The 19,627-nt window shown below is 38.7% G+C and carries 15 protein-coding genes; 10 read left to right on the forward strand and 5 right to left on the reverse strand.

Annotation, left to right across the window (positions count from 1 at the left end; genetic code table 11):
- Positions 1-309 precede the first annotated feature (309 nt).
- Both ACM03V_RS09610 and ACM03V_RS09615 read left to right on the forward strand, forming a co-directional pair.
- Positions 310-627: a DUF2281 domain-containing protein gene (locus tag ACM03V_RS09610; protein WP_414620542.1), complete on the forward strand. Its 318-nt coding sequence runs from the start codon at positions 310-312 to the stop codon at positions 625-627.
- On the forward strand, positions 627-1,070 hold the full coding sequence (locus ACM03V_RS09615; RefSeq protein ID WP_414620543.1) for a PIN domain-containing protein: 444 nt from the start codon (positions 627-629) through the stop codon (positions 1,068-1,070). Before ACM03V_RS09610 ends, ACM03V_RS09615 begins: the two co-directional genes overlap by 1 nt.
- 625 nt (positions 1,071-1,695) lie before the next feature.
- On the opposite strand, the gene ACM03V_RS09620 is transcribed toward ACM03V_RS09615, so the two are convergent.
- Positions 1,696-3,321: a Ppx/GppA phosphatase family protein gene (locus ACM03V_RS09620; protein WP_414620544.1), complete on the reverse strand. Its 1,626-nt coding sequence runs from the start codon at positions 3,319-3,321 to the stop codon at positions 1,696-1,698.
- Positions 3,322-3,610: 289 nt separating this feature from the next.
- On the opposite strand from ACM03V_RS09620, the gene ACM03V_RS09625 reads away from it, so the two are divergent.
- Positions 3,611-4,498: a 4-hydroxybenzoate solanesyltransferase gene (locus ACM03V_RS09625; RefSeq protein WP_414620545.1), complete on the forward strand. Its 888-nt coding sequence runs from the start codon at positions 3,611-3,613 to the stop codon at positions 4,496-4,498.
- Between the two features lie 253 nt (positions 4,499-4,751).
- On the forward strand, positions 4,752-5,333 hold the full coding sequence (locus ACM03V_RS09630; RefSeq protein ID WP_414620546.1) for a hypothetical protein: 582 nt from the start codon (positions 4,752-4,754) through the stop codon (positions 5,331-5,333).
- Between the two features lie 134 nt (positions 5,334-5,467).
- Here ACM03V_RS09630 and ACM03V_RS09635 read toward each other — a convergent pair whose 3' ends face one another.
- The 3 genes from ACM03V_RS09635 to ACM03V_RS09645 all read right to left on the reverse strand — a co-directional run bounded on the left by ACM03V_RS09635 (position 5,468) and on the right by ACM03V_RS09645 (position 10,045).
- Positions 5,468-6,106 carry a Coq4 family protein gene (locus ACM03V_RS09635; protein ID WP_414620547.1) on the reverse strand — a complete coding sequence of 213 codons (639 nt, stop codon included), beginning with the start codon at positions 6,104-6,106 and terminating at the stop codon, positions 5,468-5,470.
- A gap of 470 nt (positions 6,107-6,576) precedes the next feature.
- On the reverse strand, positions 6,577-7,995 hold the full coding sequence (locus ACM03V_RS09640) for a thioredoxin-like domain-containing protein (protein WP_414620548.1): 1,419 nt from the start codon (positions 7,993-7,995) through the stop codon (positions 6,577-6,579).
- Positions 7,996-8,182: 187 nt separating this feature from the next.
- On the reverse strand, positions 8,183-10,045 hold the full coding sequence (locus tag ACM03V_RS09645; RefSeq protein WP_414620549.1) for a hypothetical protein: 1,863 nt from the start codon (positions 10,043-10,045) through the stop codon (positions 8,183-8,185).
- Between the two features lie 684 nt (positions 10,046-10,729).
- On the opposite strand from ACM03V_RS09645, the gene psaA reads away from it, so the two are divergent.
- Together psaA and psaB are read left to right on the forward strand one after the other, a co-directional pair.
- Positions 10,730-12,988 carry a photosystem I core protein PsaA gene (gene psaA / locus ACM03V_RS09650; RefSeq protein WP_414620550.1) on the forward strand — a complete coding sequence of 753 codons (2,259 nt, stop codon included), beginning with the start codon at positions 10,730-10,732 and terminating at the stop codon, positions 12,986-12,988.
- A 193-nt stretch (positions 12,989-13,181) separates the two neighbouring features.
- Positions 13,182-15,398, forward strand: coding sequence for a photosystem I core protein PsaB (gene psaB, locus ACM03V_RS09655; protein WP_414620551.1), 2,217 nt, complete (start codon positions 13,182-13,184; stop codon positions 15,396-15,398).
- 382 nt (positions 15,399-15,780) lie between these two features.
- Here psaB and ACM03V_RS09660 read toward each other — a convergent pair whose 3' ends face one another.
- Positions 15,781-16,179, reverse strand: coding sequence for a nuclear transport factor 2 family protein (locus ACM03V_RS09660; RefSeq protein WP_414620552.1), 399 nt, complete (start codon positions 16,177-16,179; stop codon positions 15,781-15,783).
- 318 nt (positions 16,180-16,497) lie between these two features.
- On the opposite strand from ACM03V_RS09660, the gene ACM03V_RS09665 reads away from it, so the two are divergent.
- The 4 genes from ACM03V_RS09665 to ACM03V_RS09680 all read left to right on the forward strand — a co-directional run bounded on the left by ACM03V_RS09665 (position 16,498) and on the right by ACM03V_RS09680 (position 19,576).
- The gene (locus ACM03V_RS09665) at positions 16,498-16,740 is read left to right on the forward strand and encodes a DUF433 domain-containing protein (protein WP_414620553.1); all 243 of its coding nucleotides are present in this window, start codon (positions 16,498-16,500) and stop codon (positions 16,738-16,740) included.
- 17 nt (positions 16,741-16,757) lie between these two features.
- Complete coding sequence (locus tag ACM03V_RS09670) at positions 16,758-17,099, forward strand: DUF5615 family PIN-like protein (RefSeq protein ID WP_414620554.1); 342 nt, start codon at positions 16,758-16,760, stop codon at positions 17,097-17,099.
- A 106-nt stretch (positions 17,100-17,205) separates the two neighbouring features.
- Positions 17,206-18,114: a DNA-methyltransferase gene (locus tag ACM03V_RS09675; protein WP_414620555.1), complete on the forward strand. Its 909-nt coding sequence runs from the start codon at positions 17,206-17,208 to the stop codon at positions 18,112-18,114.
- Positions 18,115-18,601: 487 nt separating this feature from the next.
- Positions 18,602-19,576 carry an SGNH/GDSL hydrolase family protein gene (locus ACM03V_RS09680; protein ID WP_414620556.1) on the forward strand — a complete coding sequence of 325 codons (975 nt, stop codon included), beginning with the start codon at positions 18,602-18,604 and terminating at the stop codon, positions 19,574-19,576.
- The last annotated feature ends 51 nt before the right edge of the window (positions 19,577-19,627 follow it).

Here is a 19,627-nt window from a genome sequence, read left to right on the forward strand (position 1 = left end):
CTTACGAACAGATAATAATGACTATTTGCGGACTTGTTAGACTCCGAATTGGTACATTTATTTTTTAGTTATGAGAAAATTGAATAGATCAAAAATAAATTCTTTTAGATAGATTCTATTTTTTCGCTAATTATCAATAGCAACAATATCTAATGCCTATTTTTGCGTGCAAACTAGCTACCTTTGTTATTGGCGATAGGCGAAGCCGACACCAAAGGTGTATCGCAATTTAAAAGGTAGTTATAGTATGGTTTTGGGTGTTTTAGGAGATGTCTATTACAATAAAAGAAAAATAATTGGAAGTGTTTTATGACTACCAAAGAATTATTAATCCAAGAAATAGAAACTTTACCACCAGAATTATTCGCAGAAGCACTCAATTTAATTCGCGGTATTAAAACTAGTTATACAGAAAAAGAATTCAAAATAGCACAGCAAGAAGCTGTTTCTTCAAGTGATTCTATTGATTCTGGTAACGAAGAACAACTTACATACCGTGCTGCTTCTGGACGTTCGATTCTTCGACACGCGGGAACTTGGCAAGGTGATGATTTTGAGGAATGTCTTCAATCAGTATATGCTACCCGTGGTAAAGCTAAATTTGATGAAGAAAATCCTTTTGAATAATGTATTTATTAGATACCAATCATTGTAGTGCGATTATTTTAGGTGAACCAAAGGTTATCGAGCGCGTGAATGAAGTTGGAGAAGACAATATTTTTACTTGTGTAATTGTGCAAGGTGAACTCACATTCATGATGGAAAAATCCCAACAAAGGGAAAATAATTTAGCTCGATTAACACAATTTTTAGAAGATATCCGCATCTACCGGATAACAGAAGAAACAGCCAGTATTTACGGTCAAATAAAAGCGGCTTTATTCAAGCAATTTGCACCAAAAGAAAAAAGTAAACGGAGAAAAACTAAAGTTACGGATTTAGGTTTTGATGAAAACGATATATGGATAGCAGCTATCGCGTTGCAAAATAATTTAACTATTGTTTCTAGAGATAGCGACTTTTTGAGAATTCAACAAATCAAAGCTTTATCATTAGAATGTTGGATTTAAAATGTTGGGTTATGCCTTCGGCAGGCTACGAAGACGGTTACTCAACTCAAGCTACATAAAATAATAATTATATTTAATTTAGTCCATTTAAACTCACATCTCACATCAATATCGTTGAGCTTATATGCCCGCCTTGAAATCAATTTCCAGGCTGATATACAAAGTACGTTAAAACGCACTAAAAACCATACCTAGTCTGATTTATCAGACTTTATATATGAGCTTGGGAATTTATTCCAAGGCGGTTGTGAAAGCTAATTGAAAACAGTACAAAATGTGAACTTCAATGGACTTCCGCTATTAGCCCGAAAATTGATTTCCGGGCAATTATGGGTTTCTACTATTACTTAAAAATGATTCCCCAACGGTTTTAAACGGAGCATCCTTACTCGTCTAATTTTGCCTAAATATCCGATGGTGCGTTACGGCTATATAAATTCTCAAGTTTCAACAATATTTAAAAGCCGTAACACACCCTACAAATTGATACCGATTCAACATAAAAACATCCTATTAATCGAGCCCACGGAGGTGGGCTTTGTTTCTATAGCCCCAGCCTTCTAGGCTGCGGGTGATTTCGCAGGTGATTTCGCGGCTGATTTCACGAATAATTAAACCAACCTCCCTACAAACTCGCAATCAACTTAACCCCAAAGACTTCCTCAAATATCAACTTACTATAGCTCAAACTCCAAAGCTCTATAGCACAATCATCATCTATATTGGCTGGAAAAACTTTCAAATGTAATTCTTTGTCATCTTTACGATAATCGCACTCAATTCTCGATACTGCTCCAATTTGTCTTCTATCTAAAGATGTTGCTAGTCTCAAAAGCGGACTTAATTGTTCTACTACTAATTTATGCTCTTTTGTAGCTAAGTTTTGAAAATTTTCATGCTTTTTCTTGGGTTGAGATTTACGATGATAACGCGCTAAGTTAGCGATAATTTCGATTTCAGTTTCGTTATAACCTAACAACCCGCTGTTACGAATTAAATAATATGAGTGTTTATGATGGGAAGAATGACTTATATAGTGTCCGCAGTTATGTAATTCTGAAGCTGCCCATAATAAAAATCTTTCTTGATTGCCCCATTGGTGTAAATGGTTTTTGGTTTGATCGAATAATGATAAAGCAAGTGTTGCTATTCGTTCGCTATATTCTAAATCGACGTGATATTTTTTGGCGATTTTTAAAACGCTTCGCTGTCTAATCGTGCTTTGGAAGCGCAGACGATTATCTATTAAATCGTGCGCTAACATCCAATCTACAATTACTCCTTCTCGTAAAGCCCGCTCGCAGGTGGTTATCGATTCTACACCCAAAAGTGTCATTGCTTCTTGTAAAATTACTGCACCTGCTAGTATAACTTCTGACCTATTCTCTGGCATAGCGGGTATCTCCGATCGCTCGGAATTAGTCATTTTACGCAAGCGCGATACCATTTCCCGTAAATCTTTTAAAGTGAAGCTGTAGCCGTTTAATGTTGAGGGAATAGAATCTGATGCATCTTTTGCATGAATATTCGCTAAGGTTTCAATTGTGCCGGAAGTCCCTACTAAACGCAGCTTTTCGCCAAAGTTCACGTTTGATAGGACTTCTTCTACACTACGTTCGAGCATTCCCCGTGCGTAGGCTTTCAAATAGTTAAATTCTTGGTCGCTAATTGGATCGGTGGTAATTATTTCACTGGTTAACCTTACCGCACCAACTTTAGTACTATTAAGACAGCGTTCCTCGTGGGAATCACCTAATATTAACTCAGTAGAACCACCGCCAATATCAATAATAGTATGGGCTTCGTTGTTAAATTCCATTCCCGAAAGCACGCCTAAATAAATCCGTCGCGCTTCTTCTTGCCCAGAAATTAAATCAACGTGCAAATTTAACTCTCTTTTGATGCGGTACAGAAATTCTCTACCGTTGGGTGCTTCCCTTATGGCGCTAGTTGCTACCGCGATTACGGCCTCTGCATTCAAAGTTTTGGCAATCTCTTGAAAACGCTTTAAAGCATTTACAGTCCTTTCCATTATCTTGAGCTTGAGATTTCCCGTCTCAATATCGCGATCGCCAAGTCGAACGGTTTCTTTTTCCTTACCAATAATGCTAAAAGATGGTATTTGAGGTTCAAGTCGTACAATTACCATATGTACAGAGTTCGTACCTAAGTCAATCGCAGCAATTATGCGCTCAGACTCAACGTTTTGAGTGGAAACATCCTCTGTTGTTGTCATAGCTGAATTAAACATTTGGTTTTTTCTATAAAACGTAGTAATAGTTAATTGTTCGGAATCCTATGGGTACAATAATTTGATTTAGGGGCAGATGACGAAATAATCTGAATAAATTTTAATAATTGCGACTTGAGCTTGCATTTAATAACCAACTGATGCTGTCTTTTTCTACAACATCACCGCAAAGCATCCAGACATAGTTTAGTTTTTATCTGGTTTTATAATTGTTTTACAGATATCAAATGAAATTATTCTATAGTTGTTAAGAAGTGTAAATTGTCATATTAGTAATTTTTCGATTGGTATGGTTACTCAACCAAAACAAAAAATTGAATCTACATTTAGTAAAGTAATGCGACTTCTACGGTGGAATAAACCGGAAGGAAGATTAATCTTGATGATTCCCGGTTTGTGGGCAGTGTTTTTAGCAGCACAAGGAAAACCGCCTTTGCCATTAGTAGGAGTAATCGTTTTAGGCACTCTTGCTACAAGTGCTTTAGGATGCGTTGTCAACGATTTATGGGATAAAGATATAGATCCCGAAGTTGAAAGAACTAAAAATCGTCCCCTTGCTTCTCGCGCATTATCTATAAAAATCGGGATAGTTGTAGCGGTAGTAGCTCTTATCTGTGCTGCAATTCTCGCTTTTTATCTTAATCCGCTTTCGTTCTGGTTGTGCGTCGCAGCTGTTCCCGTAATCGTGCTTTATCCAGGTGCAAAACGAGTGTTTCCCGTACCTCAGTTAGTGCTTTCTATTGCTTGGGGTTTCGCCATATTAATTAGCTGGAGTGCAGTTACGCAAAACCTTTCACAACCAACTTGGCTGCTGTGGGGTGCCACTGTATTGTGGACTTTAGGATTTGATACCCTTTATGCCATGAGCGATCGCGAAGACGACAAACGCATCGGCGTTAATTCCAGCGCCTTATTTTTTGGTAACTATGTACAAGAAGCGATTGCTGTCTTTTTTATTGGCACTATTAGTTTATTAATTTGGTTGGGAATAGTCACACATCTTAATTTTGTATTTTGGATAAGTGTTGCGATCGCGTTTGCTGGATGGGCATGGCAATATTTACGCTTGAAAAAAACAGAGTTACCAAATGCAGCATATGGTGAGATGTTCCGACAAAACGTTTGGATTGGTTTTATTTTGCTTGCCGGAATGATAATTGGGAGTTTTTACAGTTAACAGTGAACAGTTAGGAGTTAAGAGTTAGGAGTTAAGAGTTAATAATATATCTTCTCCTTGTCCTCTTGTCCTCTTGTCTCCCCATCTCCCCCCTCTACTTCCTCTCTCACTGCTGACTGCTCCCTGTAATCCGAATTATTACTGATTTTATGTAAAAATAGAGTAAATATATCTAAGGCTAGATGTGTAAATATACGATATTTATTACTAGTTGAATATATATCTATTTGATTTAGTTAAAATCTAGGATTCGATGAAGCAAGCATATATATTGAAATTCACCATGATAGCTTTACTATCTTTGGGAGGTGTAGGAACTGTCGGGGGAGGATTCTTTTTGACACAGGCTTTTAATAATAAAAAATCAACTGAAGTAGTAATAGATTCCTCAAATTATCAAGATATTCGTCATCATACCTGGTCTAATCAAGCATTAATAAATCATTTCCCCGCCATCATTCCTACTGAAGCTAAAGATACGCGGGTTATTTTTTATCCTGGTTCCCCAGAATACGGACGAATTTTTCAACTCAGAATGAAATTACCAGAACAACAAATAAGAAAAGCAATTAATAAATATAGAAATATAGCCAAACATAAATTTCAAGGTGGTGATACAAATGACCACGCAAATCAGGAAAATGGCGTACCTACTACTTTTTTATATACCAGCGACTTACAAGCAGAAAGTTTTCCGTCAACTTACGAAATATTAGTATTAAACGCCAATAATCGCAGCACCTCTGACGACTTTTCCTGGAATCATGGAGATAGCTATGGAGTCGCAATTAATAATACGACTTCAGAAATTATTTACTGGGCTGAAGAGTGGTGATGGGAGTTTGAATTTCAAGTTCCTAGTACCACTGCGCGGAAGTAAGAAGTAAAAAGTCTTATAGGATATAGATTGCAGCCGTTAAAAATGGGTACTTTATTTCCGCCGTACTGTACTAGTAAGGGCTGAAGCCCTTATTCCCTTACAGTAGAATACTCGCGAGACAACCAAATTTGCGGTAATCCCAAATCTTTCCTAACTTTATCCAAAGCTTCATCCCAATGTTCTTCAAAGCGATATCCTAGTAAAAACTCAGCCTCTCTACCTAATTCTCCCCCTTTTCGTTGATTAGCAACAATCGCTTTAACTTGTCGTGGTGCAATAATTGGATAAAGTATTTTTGCCAACCAAAAGCTGATTTTCAAAGACTTACTATAATTTTGTGCGGCAGCAAATGCTAATACTCCAATTTCTCCTGCATAACTGGTATCAAAATTAAGTAAAACATGAAAAATATCGTGAGTAATAACATATCGCAAAGCGAAAACATTACGTTGAGCAACATCATCTAATTCGGGACTAATATGAAGTGTTTGAAGGTTGTTTCTCTTCATATGCTCTGCATATTCCCGTCCAAAACTACCTTCTGGATATTCAATTAATTTATCTAAATCAATTCGCGGGTAATATCCCACTACATTTTGCAATTTATCCGCAACTTGTGGAGAAACTTTCGCACCCAAAATATCCGATTTTAAAATAGCAAAATCGCCAAGATTCTGAGAGTTTTTATAAGCTAAAGCTGCTTTAACTTGTTTTAATTTATTCAGCATATATGCAATTCAAATGTTCTTCCTTGGTTTTATTCCAATCTTTTCCCAACTATTTTAATTTAAAAAAGTGTTTTGATTTTCAATTTATTTCTAGCGAAAAAATTTTAAATGGTGAAATTATGGGATAATAAAAGGAATGAATCTTAAATGCTTTTAATAATCGGAGTGTTAGCCAAATTTTTATTACAGCCAAGCCTACCCATTATTTAAAAATCTTTATATAAATAATAATATCACGAAATCATTGCTAATTAAAAAAATTTTAGTATTTATATTTAAGCAAAATTAAAAAAAATTTAAGCGACTATATATACTTGGATCAAGAAAAAGTCAGTAATTATCTCATTATATGCGGGATTATATAAAATGTATTTGTAATAAATAAAACATCTAATCTGTTAAGTAAGCTTAGTTAGGGTTAAGAAGCTTATTTAGGAAACTGGTAACAGAGAACAGAAGTTTTTGGTTATCTAGTCTAAAAGACAAACATCTAGGGAACATAAACCAGAAAATTCCATAGTTTTTACAGCTAAAGTATCTAAATTAATTTTACAAACAGCATGATTATTCGTATCGGCTACATATAAATAACCATCAAAAATACTTAATCCTGAAGGTTCAGAAAAACGCTCTCCCGAGAAAGTTTGGCAATCACCCGTAGCTGGATTTACTAATTTAATTTTGTGATTATATGTATCGGCAATATATAAAAAACCATCAAAATATTCTATTCCCAAACAATGCTGCAATCTTACATCAAATCCTTGCCCATCAAAATCACCAAAAGCATTCAAATCGCCACTACCGCAAATTGTTTTGACTAATTGTTTTTCTAAATCAATACTGCGAATCGAACTAACTTCACTATCGGCAATATATAATTCACTGCCATTAGTAGCAATACCGCTAGGTTGAGCAAAAGCAGATTCTAAAAGCGAGCCATCAAAGCAAGATTCCGCACCTCTACCAGCGCAAACTTTTACATAATTACTTGCTAAATCTAATTCCCAAATTTGATGACAACCAGCCATTGCAATAAATAGCTTGTTTCCTAACTTGACTAAATCCCAAGGAGAATTAAGATTTTCGTTAATACCGGCAATAGTTTCAACTTTTTGACTTTTAAAATCAATTTTTCGTATAGCATGATTTTCTGTATCAGCTACATACAAAATGTTATTTACTTTATCAAAAGCCATTCCTTGAGGAGCCGAAAATTCAGCCTCCTCGAAACAGCCATCTTTGAAACCAATACCGCTACCAATTAAATGCAAAACTTCCCCATCTAAATTACTCACAACAATCCGATTATGTCCCGAATCAGTAATAAATAATTTTGAGTCAGTAGCTAAAACTTTACCGGGGAAAGCTAAAGGTGTAATTAAAGGTGTTTTCTGTTTTTCTAAAATTAAATCAAATTCTTGGAAATCAATCGTACCTTTCTCTTGATGCTGTTGAATTAACTTTTCAATTAACTCATCCAAAATTTCACGTTTACCTTCACCCGTCAACGAGGCTACCACATAACCTTGTGGATCGATTACTGCAAAAGTAGGGTAAGCCTTTACAGCATATTCTTGCCAAACTCGGAAATCCCTATCAACTAAAACTGGGTGTTCAATGTCATAACGTAAAATAGCTTGACGAATATTTTCGGTTTCTTTTTCGCGATCAAATTTAGCCGAATGTACTCCAATTACGGTAACGCTATCTTTGTACTTTTGTTCAAGATATTTCAAATCGGGTAAAACGTGCAGACAGTTAATACAGCAGTAAGTCCAAAAATCAAGAATTACTATTCTTCCCCTAAGCTGTTTTAACGAAAAAGGTTTATCGGTATTTAACCAAGGATAATTTTGTGGTAATTTCGGTGCGCGAATACGAGACATTTGGGAATGGGGCATTGGGAATTGGTATTTGTTTCCTGTAGGGTGTGTTACGGCGCGATGGTTAATTAAGATTGTGACAAATAATCATGTTACGCGCCTAACGCACCGTTTTAATCCTTCATTAAATTTTCGGTACGAATGAAAATTACGGAGACGTTGCACTGCTACGTCTCTACACAATTATTTTTCAATTAATACTTGGTTGTTCGATTACAGGTACATTTTGAGGTACTTCAACTTCTGGAGATTCCGGTGTTGGTACGGGAATTGTACGTTGAGGAAGATTGAAATATTCTTTTAAACTTTTAGTTGTAGGCTTCGCTTCTGGAGTTATTTCTATTTGAGCTTCCGGTTGATTTACTGGAAGTTTGTTTTCTAAGGGTTCGACAATTTCGGGTAATGTGGTGGTTGGTAATTCCGGAGTTACTTCTATTTCGGGTTCCACTTTCGGAGTTATGTGATTAATTTTTGATTCGGGTATCGGAGTTTCAATTTTTTCTGGAATTGTTTCTACATTCGTTTCGGGTTGTGGAATCGATGTTTTATCTTCTTCTCCATCACGTTTAAATCGATTAAAAAATCCATCTGGTTTAGATTCTGCTTTTGGTGTACTTTCCGGTTGCGGTGTTTCGATTACTTCTGGAATTGTTTCTTTTAAATCAGTTTTCGGTTGCGGTGTTTCGATTACTTGCGGAATTGATGTTTTATCTTCTTCTCCATCACGTTTGAATCGATTAAAAAATCCATCGGGTTCAGATTCTTCTGCTTGAGGTGCAATTGGAATTGGTGTTACTTCGGGAATTGTCTCTTCTAATTTAGTTTCAGCTTCCGGTATTTCAATTACTTCGGGAATTGTCTCTTCTAATTTAGTTTCAGCTTCCGGTGTTTCGATTACTTCGGGAATTGTCTCTTCTAATTTAGTTTCAGCTTCCGGTATTTCAATTACTTCTGGAGTTGCTTCCACGGTGGGTTGCGGAGTAGGTGTTTTATCTTCTTCACCGCGCTTGAATCTATCAAAAAATCCACCTTCTGCTTCTTCTACCTTGTTTTCAGGAGCTACTTCGGTTGGAATTTCAACTGCATAATTTGAGTCTACAATTCCTCGTAAATCTTCCGCAGTAATTTCTCCTCGAACGATTTTCGCAAGAGTGTCTTTACCCTTGGGTTCGTAATTAATAACTTTAACAGTACTGTTAAAAACGTTTTTAACTGGATTTCCTTGATTATCAATAAATTCTAACTTTACCCAATTTTGTCCTGAGTTAAAACCTTTCAAATATAAAGATTCCCATCTATCAATAATAAAACTTTCACCATTAATCGTGCAGCGAATTCGCCAATCTGCAATCGGGTTATCGGGATTATCTTTAGCAAGAATATGTAGGGGAGCGTTGGTTAAATAAAAATCAAGTAAAATTGGCTCTGCACGATAATTACCTTCCGGGCTGTTGTAAGTTAATATCGGCAGATTCTCATCTGGATTGTTGTCATCGCTCTTAGTAAATACGTGAAATGTGGTTTGAGCGTAAGCACCTTCATTTTTAAAACTTTCATGCCAAGCACGAGAAGCAAAGACACGTAAAGTATGAGTACCTGGAGATAAATCTGATAGCTCCAACGGTTGATTTAAGTCATAAATTTCTAATTGGGGTTGATTATCTAAAATTACTTCTAAATGCGAACCTAATTCATACCGTGCATCTTTAAATATCGGTAAGTCTTTAACTTGTAAACTAATTTTTAATTTATTTGATTCTAATACTTCATCCGGTTGAGGATTAAGTATTTTTACTTGCGGTTGATAAATGTCTATACTTTGACGCAATTCTTGAATAACTTCGGGAGGAGCAACTTCGGAGATTTTTCGGGAAAGTTGAGCGTTTTTTTCTTGTACTGGTTTTTCAGCTAATTGAATCGATGCATCTTGACTAACCGCTTTACCACCGCAAGCAGTCAAACTCAATACCAGCAGCCATATTATTAAATTCTTAAACAGCGCATATCTTTTCGCTTTCAACTTAGTCAAAGCCTCTATCAACCATGAATCCATATTTACCTACCCGGTATAGCTATAATTTTCTAGTCTTTATCCAAGTACCTATAGTACATAAAGCATTCCTAACAAAAATAAAATAATTAGTTATTTTCGTAGCTTGTTAAACTGATTGACGACAAAACAAATTTGCTGTTTATCTATAAAAAAAACAACACAATTCATATAATCTGTAACGCAAAACAGATGTTTACAATATTTTACATAGATAATTTTACTGGTATCTATATAGTTCTCAAAAGCATTTATTTTTACATATGAATCTGATTCATCCTATGTGTCAACCTGATGCGAAATGGTAGCTTCAGATATCGCAACTATAAGATAAAACAATAATATGCCTTCTTCACATCTATTGAGTTGTATGCTATATACGAACGTTAATTATACGAAATGTTGCTGTTTGTAACGAAATATTTAAACTATTGACTTTTTGACCAACGTATAAAAGATGAAAGGCTGAAAAGACCAAAATTATCGAAGTTTTAATTATTGTTAATTTAACGCTCACAATGTGGGTTAGATGACTTTATAATTCAAACCAGAAAGCAATAAACGCATAGAGTCTTTGCGAGCGAAAAAAAAGCATATGAGTGGAAACGCATTTTATTATGACGTGCCATTCCGGCGTAAAGACAACTAGCAGCAAATCCTCAGTCCTTTTTTTAGAGAGGAGGTCGAATGACAATAAGTCCTCCGGAGCGAGAGGAAAAGAAAGCAAGAATCATCGTTGATAAAGATCCGACCCCAACCTCGTTTGAACGATGGGGTAAACCCGGTCACTTCGACAGAACCCTTGCTAAAGGTCCAAAAACCACCACCTGGATTTGGAACCTGCACGCACTCGCCCATGATTTTGATTCTCATACAAGCGATTTAGAAGACGTATCCCGCAAGGTATTCGCAGCCCACTTCGGTCATTTGGCCGTAGTATTTATCTGGCTGAGCGGGATGATATTCCACGGCGCTCGATTCTCCAACTACGAAGCTTGGTTAATGGACCCGTTAAATATTAAGCCAAGCGCTCAAGTTGTTTGGCCTATTGTTGGCCAACAAATCTTAAATGGAGATGTAGGTGGCGGATTCCACGGAATTCAAATCACCTCCGGTCTATTCCAGGTATGGCGCGGTTGGGGTATCACCAACTCATTCCAGCTATATTGCACCGCCATCGGCGGCTTGGTAATGGCAGGTTTGATGCTATTTGCCGGTTGGTTCCACTATCACAAACGCGCTCCCAAGTTGGAATGGTTCCAAAATGTGGAGTCGATGCTCAACCACCACTTATCAGTGTTGTTGGGTTGTGGTTCCTTGGGCTGGGCTGGGCACTTAATTCACGTATCTAACCCAACTAATAAGTTGTTGGATGCGGGAGTTCCCCTCAAAGATGTGCCACTGCCTCACGAGTTCATCTTGAACAAAGACCTGTTGACAGAGCTTTATCCCGGCTTCGCCAGCGGATTAGCACCTTTCTTCACCTTGAACTGGGGTCAATATGCAGATATTTTGACCTTCAAAGGCGGTTTAAACCCAGTAACTGGCGGTTTGTGGATGACCGACATTGCCCATCACCACTTGGCGATCGCGGTAGTGTTCATCGTTGCCGGTCATATGTACCGTACCAATTGGGGTATCGGTCATAGCATTAAGACCATTTTGGAAAATCATAAGGGACCCTTCACCGGCGCAGGTCACAAGGGTATTTATGAAAACTTGACCACATCATGGCACGCTCAGTTGGCAGTAAACCTAGCAGCGCTGGGTTCATTGACTATCATTGTGGCGCACCATATGTACGCGATGCCTCCTTATCCATATTTGGCAACTGACTATGCAACTCAGTTGTGTATCTTCACTCACCATATGTGGATTGGCGCTTTCATTATCGTCGGTGCGGCGGCTCACGCTGCCATTTTCATGGTGCGTGACTACGACCCTGTAGTAAACCAAGATAATATTGTGGATCGGGTACTTCGCCACAGAGACGCGATTATCTCCCACTTGAACTGGGTATGTATATTCCTCGGCTTCCACAGCTTTGGACTTTACATTCACAACGACACCATGCGTGCTTTAGGTCGTCCCCAAGATATGTTCTCGGATACGGCGATTCAATTGCAGCCAGTGTTTGCTCAGTGGGTACAAAATCTACACACCGTAGCACCTGGCGGAACTGCACCTAATGCATTAGAACCCGTTAGCTATGCTTTCGGTGGCGGTATTTTGGCTGTAGGCGGAAAAATCGCGATGATGCCCATAGCTTTGGGTACAGCCGACTTTTTGATTCACCACATCCACGCCTTTACAATTCACGTAACCGTCTTGATTCTGTTGAAAGGCGTACTGTTTGCTCGCAGTTCTCGCTTAATTCCAGATAAAGCGAACTTAGGCTTCCGCTTCCCTTGCGACGGACCCGGACGTGGTGGTACTTGTCAGGTATCCGGTTGGGATCACGTATTCCTAGGATTATTCTGGATGTACAACTGTATATCGATTGTAATTTTCCACTTTAGTTGGAAGATGCAGTCAGATGTTTGGGGAGCCGTAGATGCATCAGGAAACGTATCGCACCTGACTGGTGGTAACTTTGCTCAGAGTGCTATTACCATCAACGGTTGGTTGCGTGACTTCTTGTGGGCGCAAGCTTCACAGGTAATCAACTCTTACGGAAGTGCGCTTTCCGCTTACGGTTTGCTTTTCTTAGGCGGTCACTTTGTATGGGCATTCAGCTTAATGTTCCTGTTCAGCGGCAGAGGCTACTGGCAAGAATTGATTGAGTCGATTGTTTGGGCGCACAACAAATTGAGAGTAGCACCAGCAATACAGCCTCGCGCTTTGAGTATTATTCAAGGTCGTGCTGTAGGAGTAGCTCACTACTTATTAGGTGGTATCGTTACCACTTGGGCATTCTTCCATGCCAGAATTCTTTCATTAGGCTAGCAGTCAAAAAGTTAGTAGTTAGTGGTTAGTAGTTAGTGGTTAGTAGTTAGTAGTTAGTGGTTAAGAGTTAGTAGAGCAACGTTCCAGCTAACAACCAAGAACAACTATCAACCAACAACTATCGACTAACAACTAACAACTAACAACTCTCAAATTATTAAATGGCTCTCATGTCAGAGGATTTATAAAACCTATGGCAACAAAATTTCCAAAATTTAGCCAGGATCTCGCACAAGATCCGACTACACGTCGGATTTGGTATGCGATCGCGATGGGTAATGATTTTGAAAGCCACGATGGGATGACCGAAGAGAATCTTTACCAAAAGATTTTCGCTACTCATTTCGGTCACTTGGCAATCATTTTCTTATGGGCATCCAGCCTAAATTTCCACGTCGCTTGGCAAGGTAACTTTGAACAGTGGATTAAAGATCCCCTTCATATCAGTCCAATCGCCCATGCTATTTGGGATCCCCACTTTGGTAAACCAGCGATCGACGCATTTACTCAAGGTGGCGTAGATTATCCGGTTAACATTGCTTACTCTGGTGTCTACCACTGGTGGTACACCATTGGAATGCGGACAAACAACGACCTTTATTCTGGTGCGTTGTTGCTCCTATTGTTAGCAGGTTTGTTCTTGTTTGCTGGTTGGTTGCATTTACAACCCAAGTTCCGCCCCAGTCTTTCTTGGTTCAAGAGTGCTGAACCCCGTTTAAACCATCACTTAGCTGGTTTGTTCGGTGTAAGCTCTTTGGCTTGGACTGGTCACTTGGTACACGTGGCAATCCCCGAATCTCGCGGACAACACGTAGGTTGGGATAACTTCCTCAGCACCTTACCGCACCCAGCAGGTTTGCAACCCTTCTTCACCGGAAATTGGGGAGCTTATGCGGCAGATCCCGATACTGCTTCTCATCTATTTGGTACATCACAAGGTTCTGGTACAGCAATTCTTACCTTCCTTGGTGGATTCCATCCCCAAACTGAATCGCTGTGGTTGACCGATATGGCTCATCACCACTTGGCGATCGCGGTAATCTTTATAATTGCCGGTCATATGTACCGGACAAACTTCGGAATTGGTCACAGCATCAAAGAAATGCTCAACGCCAAGAACTTCTTTGGCACCAAAACTGAAGGACAATTTAACTTACCGCACCAAGGGTTGTACGACACCATCAACAACTCTCTGCACTTCCAGTTGTCATTAGCTTTGGCAGCATTAGGAACAATTACTTCCTTGGTAGCGCAGCATATGTACGCAATGCCACCCTATGCATTTATTGCCAGGGATTACACAACACAGGCAGCGCTGTACACTCACCACCAGTATATTGCAGTATTCTTGATGACTGGTGCCTTTGCCCACGCGGCTATATTCTGGGTACGCGACTACGACCCCGAACAAAACAGAGGCAACGTACTAGACCGTGTATTGAAGCATAAAGAAGCGATTATCTCGCACTTAAGCTGGGTATCCCTTTTCTTAGGCTTCCACACCTTGAGCCTATACGTACATAACGACGTAGTTGTTGCATTCGGCACACCTGAAAAGCAGATTTTGATTGAGCCAGTATTTGCTCAATTCATTCAAGCTTCTCACGGTAAAGTCTTGTACGGCATGGATACATTGCTATCCAACTCAGACAGTATTGCATCCACAGCAGGTGCTGCTTGGTTGCCTGGTTGGGTAGATGCCATCAACAGCACCACAAATTCTCTATTCTTAACCATTGGTCCTGGGGACTTCTTGGTACACCACGCCTTCGCGTTGGCAATCCACACCACCGTATTAATCTTGGTTAAAGGTGCTTTGGATGCTCGTGGTTCCAAATTGATGCCCGACAAAAAAGACTTTGGTTATGCATTCCCTTGCGACGGTCCCGGACGTGGCGGTACTTGTGATATCTCCGGTTGGGACTCCTTCTACCTAGCATTATTCTGGTCGTTAAACACGGTAGGGTGGGTAACGTTCTACTGGCACTGGAAGCATCTGGGTATATGGCAAGGAAACGTAGCACAGTTTAACGAATCATCAACCTATCTAATGGGTTGGTTCCGAGATTACCTGTGGAATTATTCAGCATCGCTGATTAACGGTTACAACCCTTACGGTATGAATAACCTGTCCGTCTGGGCTTGGATGTTCTTATTCGGACACCTTGTTTGGGCAACCGGCTTCATGTTCCTGATCTCTTGGAGGGGTTACTGGCAAGAATTGATTGAAACTCTTGTTTGGGCACACGAGCGCACACCTCTAGCGAACCTAGTTCGTTGGAAAGACAAGCCCGTTGCAATGTCCATCGTTCAAGGTCGTTTGATTGGTTTAGCTCACTTTACCGTGGGTTACATTCTGACATATGGCGCGTTCCTGATAGCCTCAACGGCGAGTAGGGTAGGCGGCTAACCTTTAACGCAGTAAGTAACTTGTTAAAAACAAAAAATCCCTCATCGAAAGGTGGGGGATTTTTTGTATGTAGGGTTGGGGATTAATATTTAAGAAATCTGGCGAATGGAATTCACGGCTACACAGGCAAAGTCCGCCTTCGCGGACTAAATAATGAAAGAAGGTAGGTTGGGTTAGACACGTTTATCAAATTTCGGTTGTGACGATAATCTATAAAATCGTGTCGTAACCCAACATCAGGATTGCGAGCAAACTAATCTGGCGGTTTTCTAGAATCTAGATAAATAAAATAGGGATGATGCAATGTTGGATTACTGCGCTTTAATTGTTCGTAAAAAACCATATCTTTTCGTGCGCCGCGAACCCAACCTAAAAATACAAACTAATTTTCCATATTGGTATAAGCAGTAAATAACGCTGCGGTGTCCTCAAACATTTTGTAAACAGAAATTCGATTGTCTCGGATTTGACAATAAAGAGCAAATTCGGAATAAAACACTCGGTCTGTTTTGATAACTCGGTGTTGCATATAACCAAACGCAAATGCAATTTCTGAGTTTTCAATTGATTTACGGATTTCAAATTTCTCCGTATCAAACTCATCTTGCAGAATACTGATAAACTGACGAACTCCTTGATGTCCTTTATAACATCCATAAATAGGAACAGATGAAGGACCTTGCGCTTCAAACACCGTATCTGTGGTAACTAAATCAAGTGCAGCATCAATACCTTGAGAAGAAAGTATAGTAAAAAATCGCTCAATTATTGTCTCAGCCATATTATTCTCTGTACATAATAACTGTGACTGTTTACCTTACCTATTTTTCCGCAGAACGGCTTCTAAACCTAGAGTTTTTAGTTCAGATGGTGGAGTTTTTTATTTATGAATTCCGGCAACGAAAGTAGAAATTGTGGAATTTGATGAATTGTTTCTTATTTATGAATCCCGGCAACGGGATTGAAACAAGTTTTTGTAAGTATACTGGCTATAATGGCTTGCTCAAGTTTCTTATTTATCAACCCCGGTGATGGGATTGAAACTTGATAGTTATGAGAAGTTAACATCATGAGTATCTTATAACCAATAATTAAAACTATGCAAAATTGGCAAGAACATATAAGTATTAATCCTAAAGTATGTCATGGCAAACCTTGTATAAAAGGTACGCGAATTATGATATCGGTTATCCTTGATAATTTTGCTGAAGGAATGACTTTTGAGGAGATTATTAAAGAGTATCCACCATTAACTTTGCCAGGTATTAGGGCTGCTATTGCCTATGCTGCACAATTAACTAGAGAAGAAGAATTATTACCGCTGCGATCAACGAAATCTTAGTAAAACTTGACGAAAATATGGCACAAAGCCACGTTGAGTTATTGCAGCAATATGGTTACGAAGCTGATAGAGTAACTGACGAAGGATTATCTGGTGCAAACGATGAGATTGTTTGGCAGCAAGTATGTATTGAAGAACGATTTTTTATTACTCTTGATTTAGACTTTTCAGATGTTCGCCGTTTTGCACCGGGGACTCATCCAGGTATATTGCTTATACGTTCTCGTAATCGTAGCCGTCAAGCAGTGTCAGTAATTTTGTCTCGTGTTCTGTCTGAGCAATCATTAGAAACTCTTCAAGGTTGTTTAGTTGTTGCAGATGAAATACAGACAAGAATTCGCCGTCCACCTGTTACTTAGCTAAAAAGTGAAATTCGGGCTTTGACGATGAACTGATAAACTTTTAATCTATAACCCGCGTAAGCGGGTTTTGCTTGTGTAGCCGCGAATTCTATTCGCCAGGTACTTGAAAGACAATCCCCAAAATTTAATCAACCTCCCCCCCTACTACTCCACAAATTACGGCGCAGCCTACTTAGGAGACAGCTTAGAATTACTCAAAACCATCCCAGAAAGCAGCATAAATTTAATAATTACTTCCCCACCATTTGCGCTAACTCGCAAAAAAGAATACGGCAACGAAAGCGAGGATAAATATATAGAATGGTTTCTACCTTTTGCCTATGAATTTAAAAGAGTCCTTACAGAAAATGGCTCTTTTGTATTAGATTTAGGTGGCGCTTATCTCCCAGGTAATCCGATTCGCAGTATTTACCAATATGAGCTTTTAGTCAAACTGTGCAAAGAAGTCGGCTTTTACCTTGCTCAAGAATTTTATCATTACAATCCTTCTAGATTACCCACTCCTGCTGAATGGGTAACTATTAGACGCATACGAGTTAAGGATTCGGTTAACTCAGTTTGGTGGTTATCGAAAACTCCTCATCCCAAAGCTGATAATCGAAAAGTTTTAAAACCTTATAGTCAAAGTATGAAAAAACTACTTAAAAAAGGCTATAAAGCAAAATTACGTCCTAGCGGACATGATATTTCTGACAAATTTCAGAAAGATAATCAAGGGGCAATTCCACCAAACTTGTTAGAAATTGCCAACACCGAATCAAACAGCGCTTATATGCGACGCTGTAAACAAGCAGGAATCAAACCTCATCCGGCCCGTTTTCCCCGTGGTTTCGCGGAGTTCTTCATTAAATTTCTTACAGATGAAAATGATCTAGTGTTAGATCCTTTTGCAGGTTCTAATACAACAGGATTCGTAGCCGAAACTTTACAACGTAACTGGATGTCGTTTGAAATTAATCAAAATTATCTGATGGGAAGTAAGTATAGATTCGACGATGGTGAAATTAAATAAATATTGATTCGCAGTTACAATGACTGGGCTTTTTCATGACTACTCCCTTCCCGGCTTTACGATTTCCTATGACGTAGGTTGGGTTGAACGGAGTGTAAGCGGAGCAATCTCTTCGAGTAACCCAACCTACAATTTTTCGGTAATCTTAGAGCGGAATGGGAGTATATATTGAAGCAGAACCAAAAACTTGTTTACATACAGTCGCGATCGCAGTTGTAAAATATTTTTCTGCTCTGTGTTTTCTTCTACAAATTTTATGTTGATTGTATTAAATTGCCTTGCAAATATTAAAACTTCATCAAGTCTCCGAATATACCGAAAATTCTTTTTAGAGAATTTAATTAACACCTATATAAGTAGCTTTACATCGCTATAAGATGTATTTGAAAATGATAAATAGAACAAATTAGCTTTCACTACTATTTTTCGTCAATTCAGCAAGAAGACGGCCGTTATTTGAGTAAGCAGGGAGGAAAGAAAAAATCAGATGAGATTTTATTTACTGGCAGCAAGCTTGTTAATCGGATTGACGGTACCAACATCGGCTTTACCACGGCTATCAGCACTCAAGCCAGAACATTATCAGCTTTTATTAAATCGGAAAGATGGTTGGCAACAAACAAAACTAGAAGATACAGCTTCCGCATCAGACTCTGTATCTCAAAGCTTTTCAGCACCAACAGAATCTTCTTATAATCCCCCTCCTCAACCTGTAAAAAGAAGATTAATTTCTGGAAGCCAACTTTATCACGAAAGGTTAGCTGCTCTAAAAGCAGGTTATATTTATACCCGCTTGGCTAACGATAAGGTGCAATCGCTGCTAATTACTAGAAGAAAGTCTAAGTTAACATATCAAGACTGGAAAAGATTGTTAGCCTTAGAAGCCAGAGCAATGACTAAAGGGCAAGGAAACAATCGTTTGAGTATTATGCTAGGTGATTCCTTAAGTTTATGGTTTCCTACTGATGGACTCAATACTGGAAAGTTATGGTTAAATCAAGGCATCTCAGGCGATACTTCCACTGGAATACTTACAAGACTATCAGCATTCTCTTCTACAAAGCCAGAAGTAATTTATATCATGGCTGGAGTCAACGACTTAAGAAAAGGTACTTCAGATCAAGTAATTTTGAGCAATTATCGTCGAATAGTTCGTAGTTTAAAGATTACTCATCCCAATAGTCATATTATTATTCAGTCAATATTACCAACTCGTCGCCCAAAAATTCCTAACACCCACATTCGCAATCTCAACGGGCAATTGGCAATTATTGCGAAAGAAGAAGGAGTTAATTACGTAAACATTCATAAATGGTTTACTGATTTTAAAGGCGATTTACGGCAAGAATTAACTACCGATGGCTTACACCTAAGTTTAAACGGGTACGAAGTTTGGCAAGCTGCAATAGAGCAAATAGAAAAAAAGCTAGCTATTTCTAAAGCTTTAGGGACTTTGGAATAAACATCTATTTTAGATTTTAGTGTAATTCCTAAAGCCCCACAATTTATCGGG

Origin of the sequence: Calothrix sp. CCY 0018, from assembly GCF_963920925.1 — a bacterium.
Lineage (GTDB): Bacteria > Cyanobacteriota > Cyanobacteriia > Cyanobacteriales > Nostocaceae > Rivularia.

Coding starts and splice junctions, on each gene's coding strand:
- ACM03V_RS09660 (WP_414620552.1), bottom strand. CDS start 16,179: ATGGCTGAGACAATAATTGAGCGATTTTTTACTATACTTTCTTCTCAA.
- ACM03V_RS09630 (WP_414620546.1), top strand. CDS start 4,752: ATGAAGCAAGCATATATATTGAAATTCACCATGATAGCTTTACTATCT.
- ACM03V_RS09645 (WP_414620549.1), bottom strand. CDS start 10,045: ATGGATTCATGGTTGATAGAGGCTTTGACTAAGTTGAAAGCGAAAAGA.
- ACM03V_RS09670 (WP_414620554.1), top strand. CDS start 16,758: ATGGCACAAAGCCACGTTGAGTTATTGCAGCAATATGGTTACGAAGCT.
- psaB (WP_414620551.1), top strand. CDS start 13,182: ATGGCAACAAAATTTCCAAAATTTAGCCAGGATCTCGCACAAGATCCG.
- ACM03V_RS09680 (WP_414620556.1), top strand. CDS start 18,602: ATGAGATTTTATTTACTGGCAGCAAGCTTGTTAATCGGATTGACGGTA.
- psaA (WP_414620550.1), top strand. CDS start 10,730: ATGACAATAAGTCCTCCGGAGCGAGAGGAAAAGAAAGCAAGAATCATC.
- ACM03V_RS09625 (WP_414620545.1), top strand. CDS start 3,611: ATGGTTACTCAACCAAAACAAAAAATTGAATCTACATTTAGTAAAGTA.
- ACM03V_RS09620 (WP_414620544.1), bottom strand. CDS start 3,321: ATGTTTAATTCAGCTATGACAACAACAGAGGATGTTTCCACTCAAAAC.
- ACM03V_RS09635 (WP_414620547.1), bottom strand. CDS start 6,106: ATGCTGAATAAATTAAAACAAGTTAAAGCAGCTTTAGCTTATAAAAAC.
- ACM03V_RS09615 (WP_414620543.1), top strand. CDS start 627: ATGTATTTATTAGATACCAATCATTGTAGTGCGATTATTTTAGGTGAA.
- ACM03V_RS09665 (WP_414620553.1), top strand. CDS start 16,498: ATGCAAAATTGGCAAGAACATATAAGTATTAATCCTAAAGTATGTCAT.
- ACM03V_RS09640 (WP_414620548.1), bottom strand. CDS start 7,995: ATGTCTCGTATTCGCGCACCGAAATTACCACAAAATTATCCTTGGTTA.
- ACM03V_RS09610 (WP_414620542.1), top strand. CDS start 310: ATGACTACCAAAGAATTATTAATCCAAGAAATAGAAACTTTACCACCA.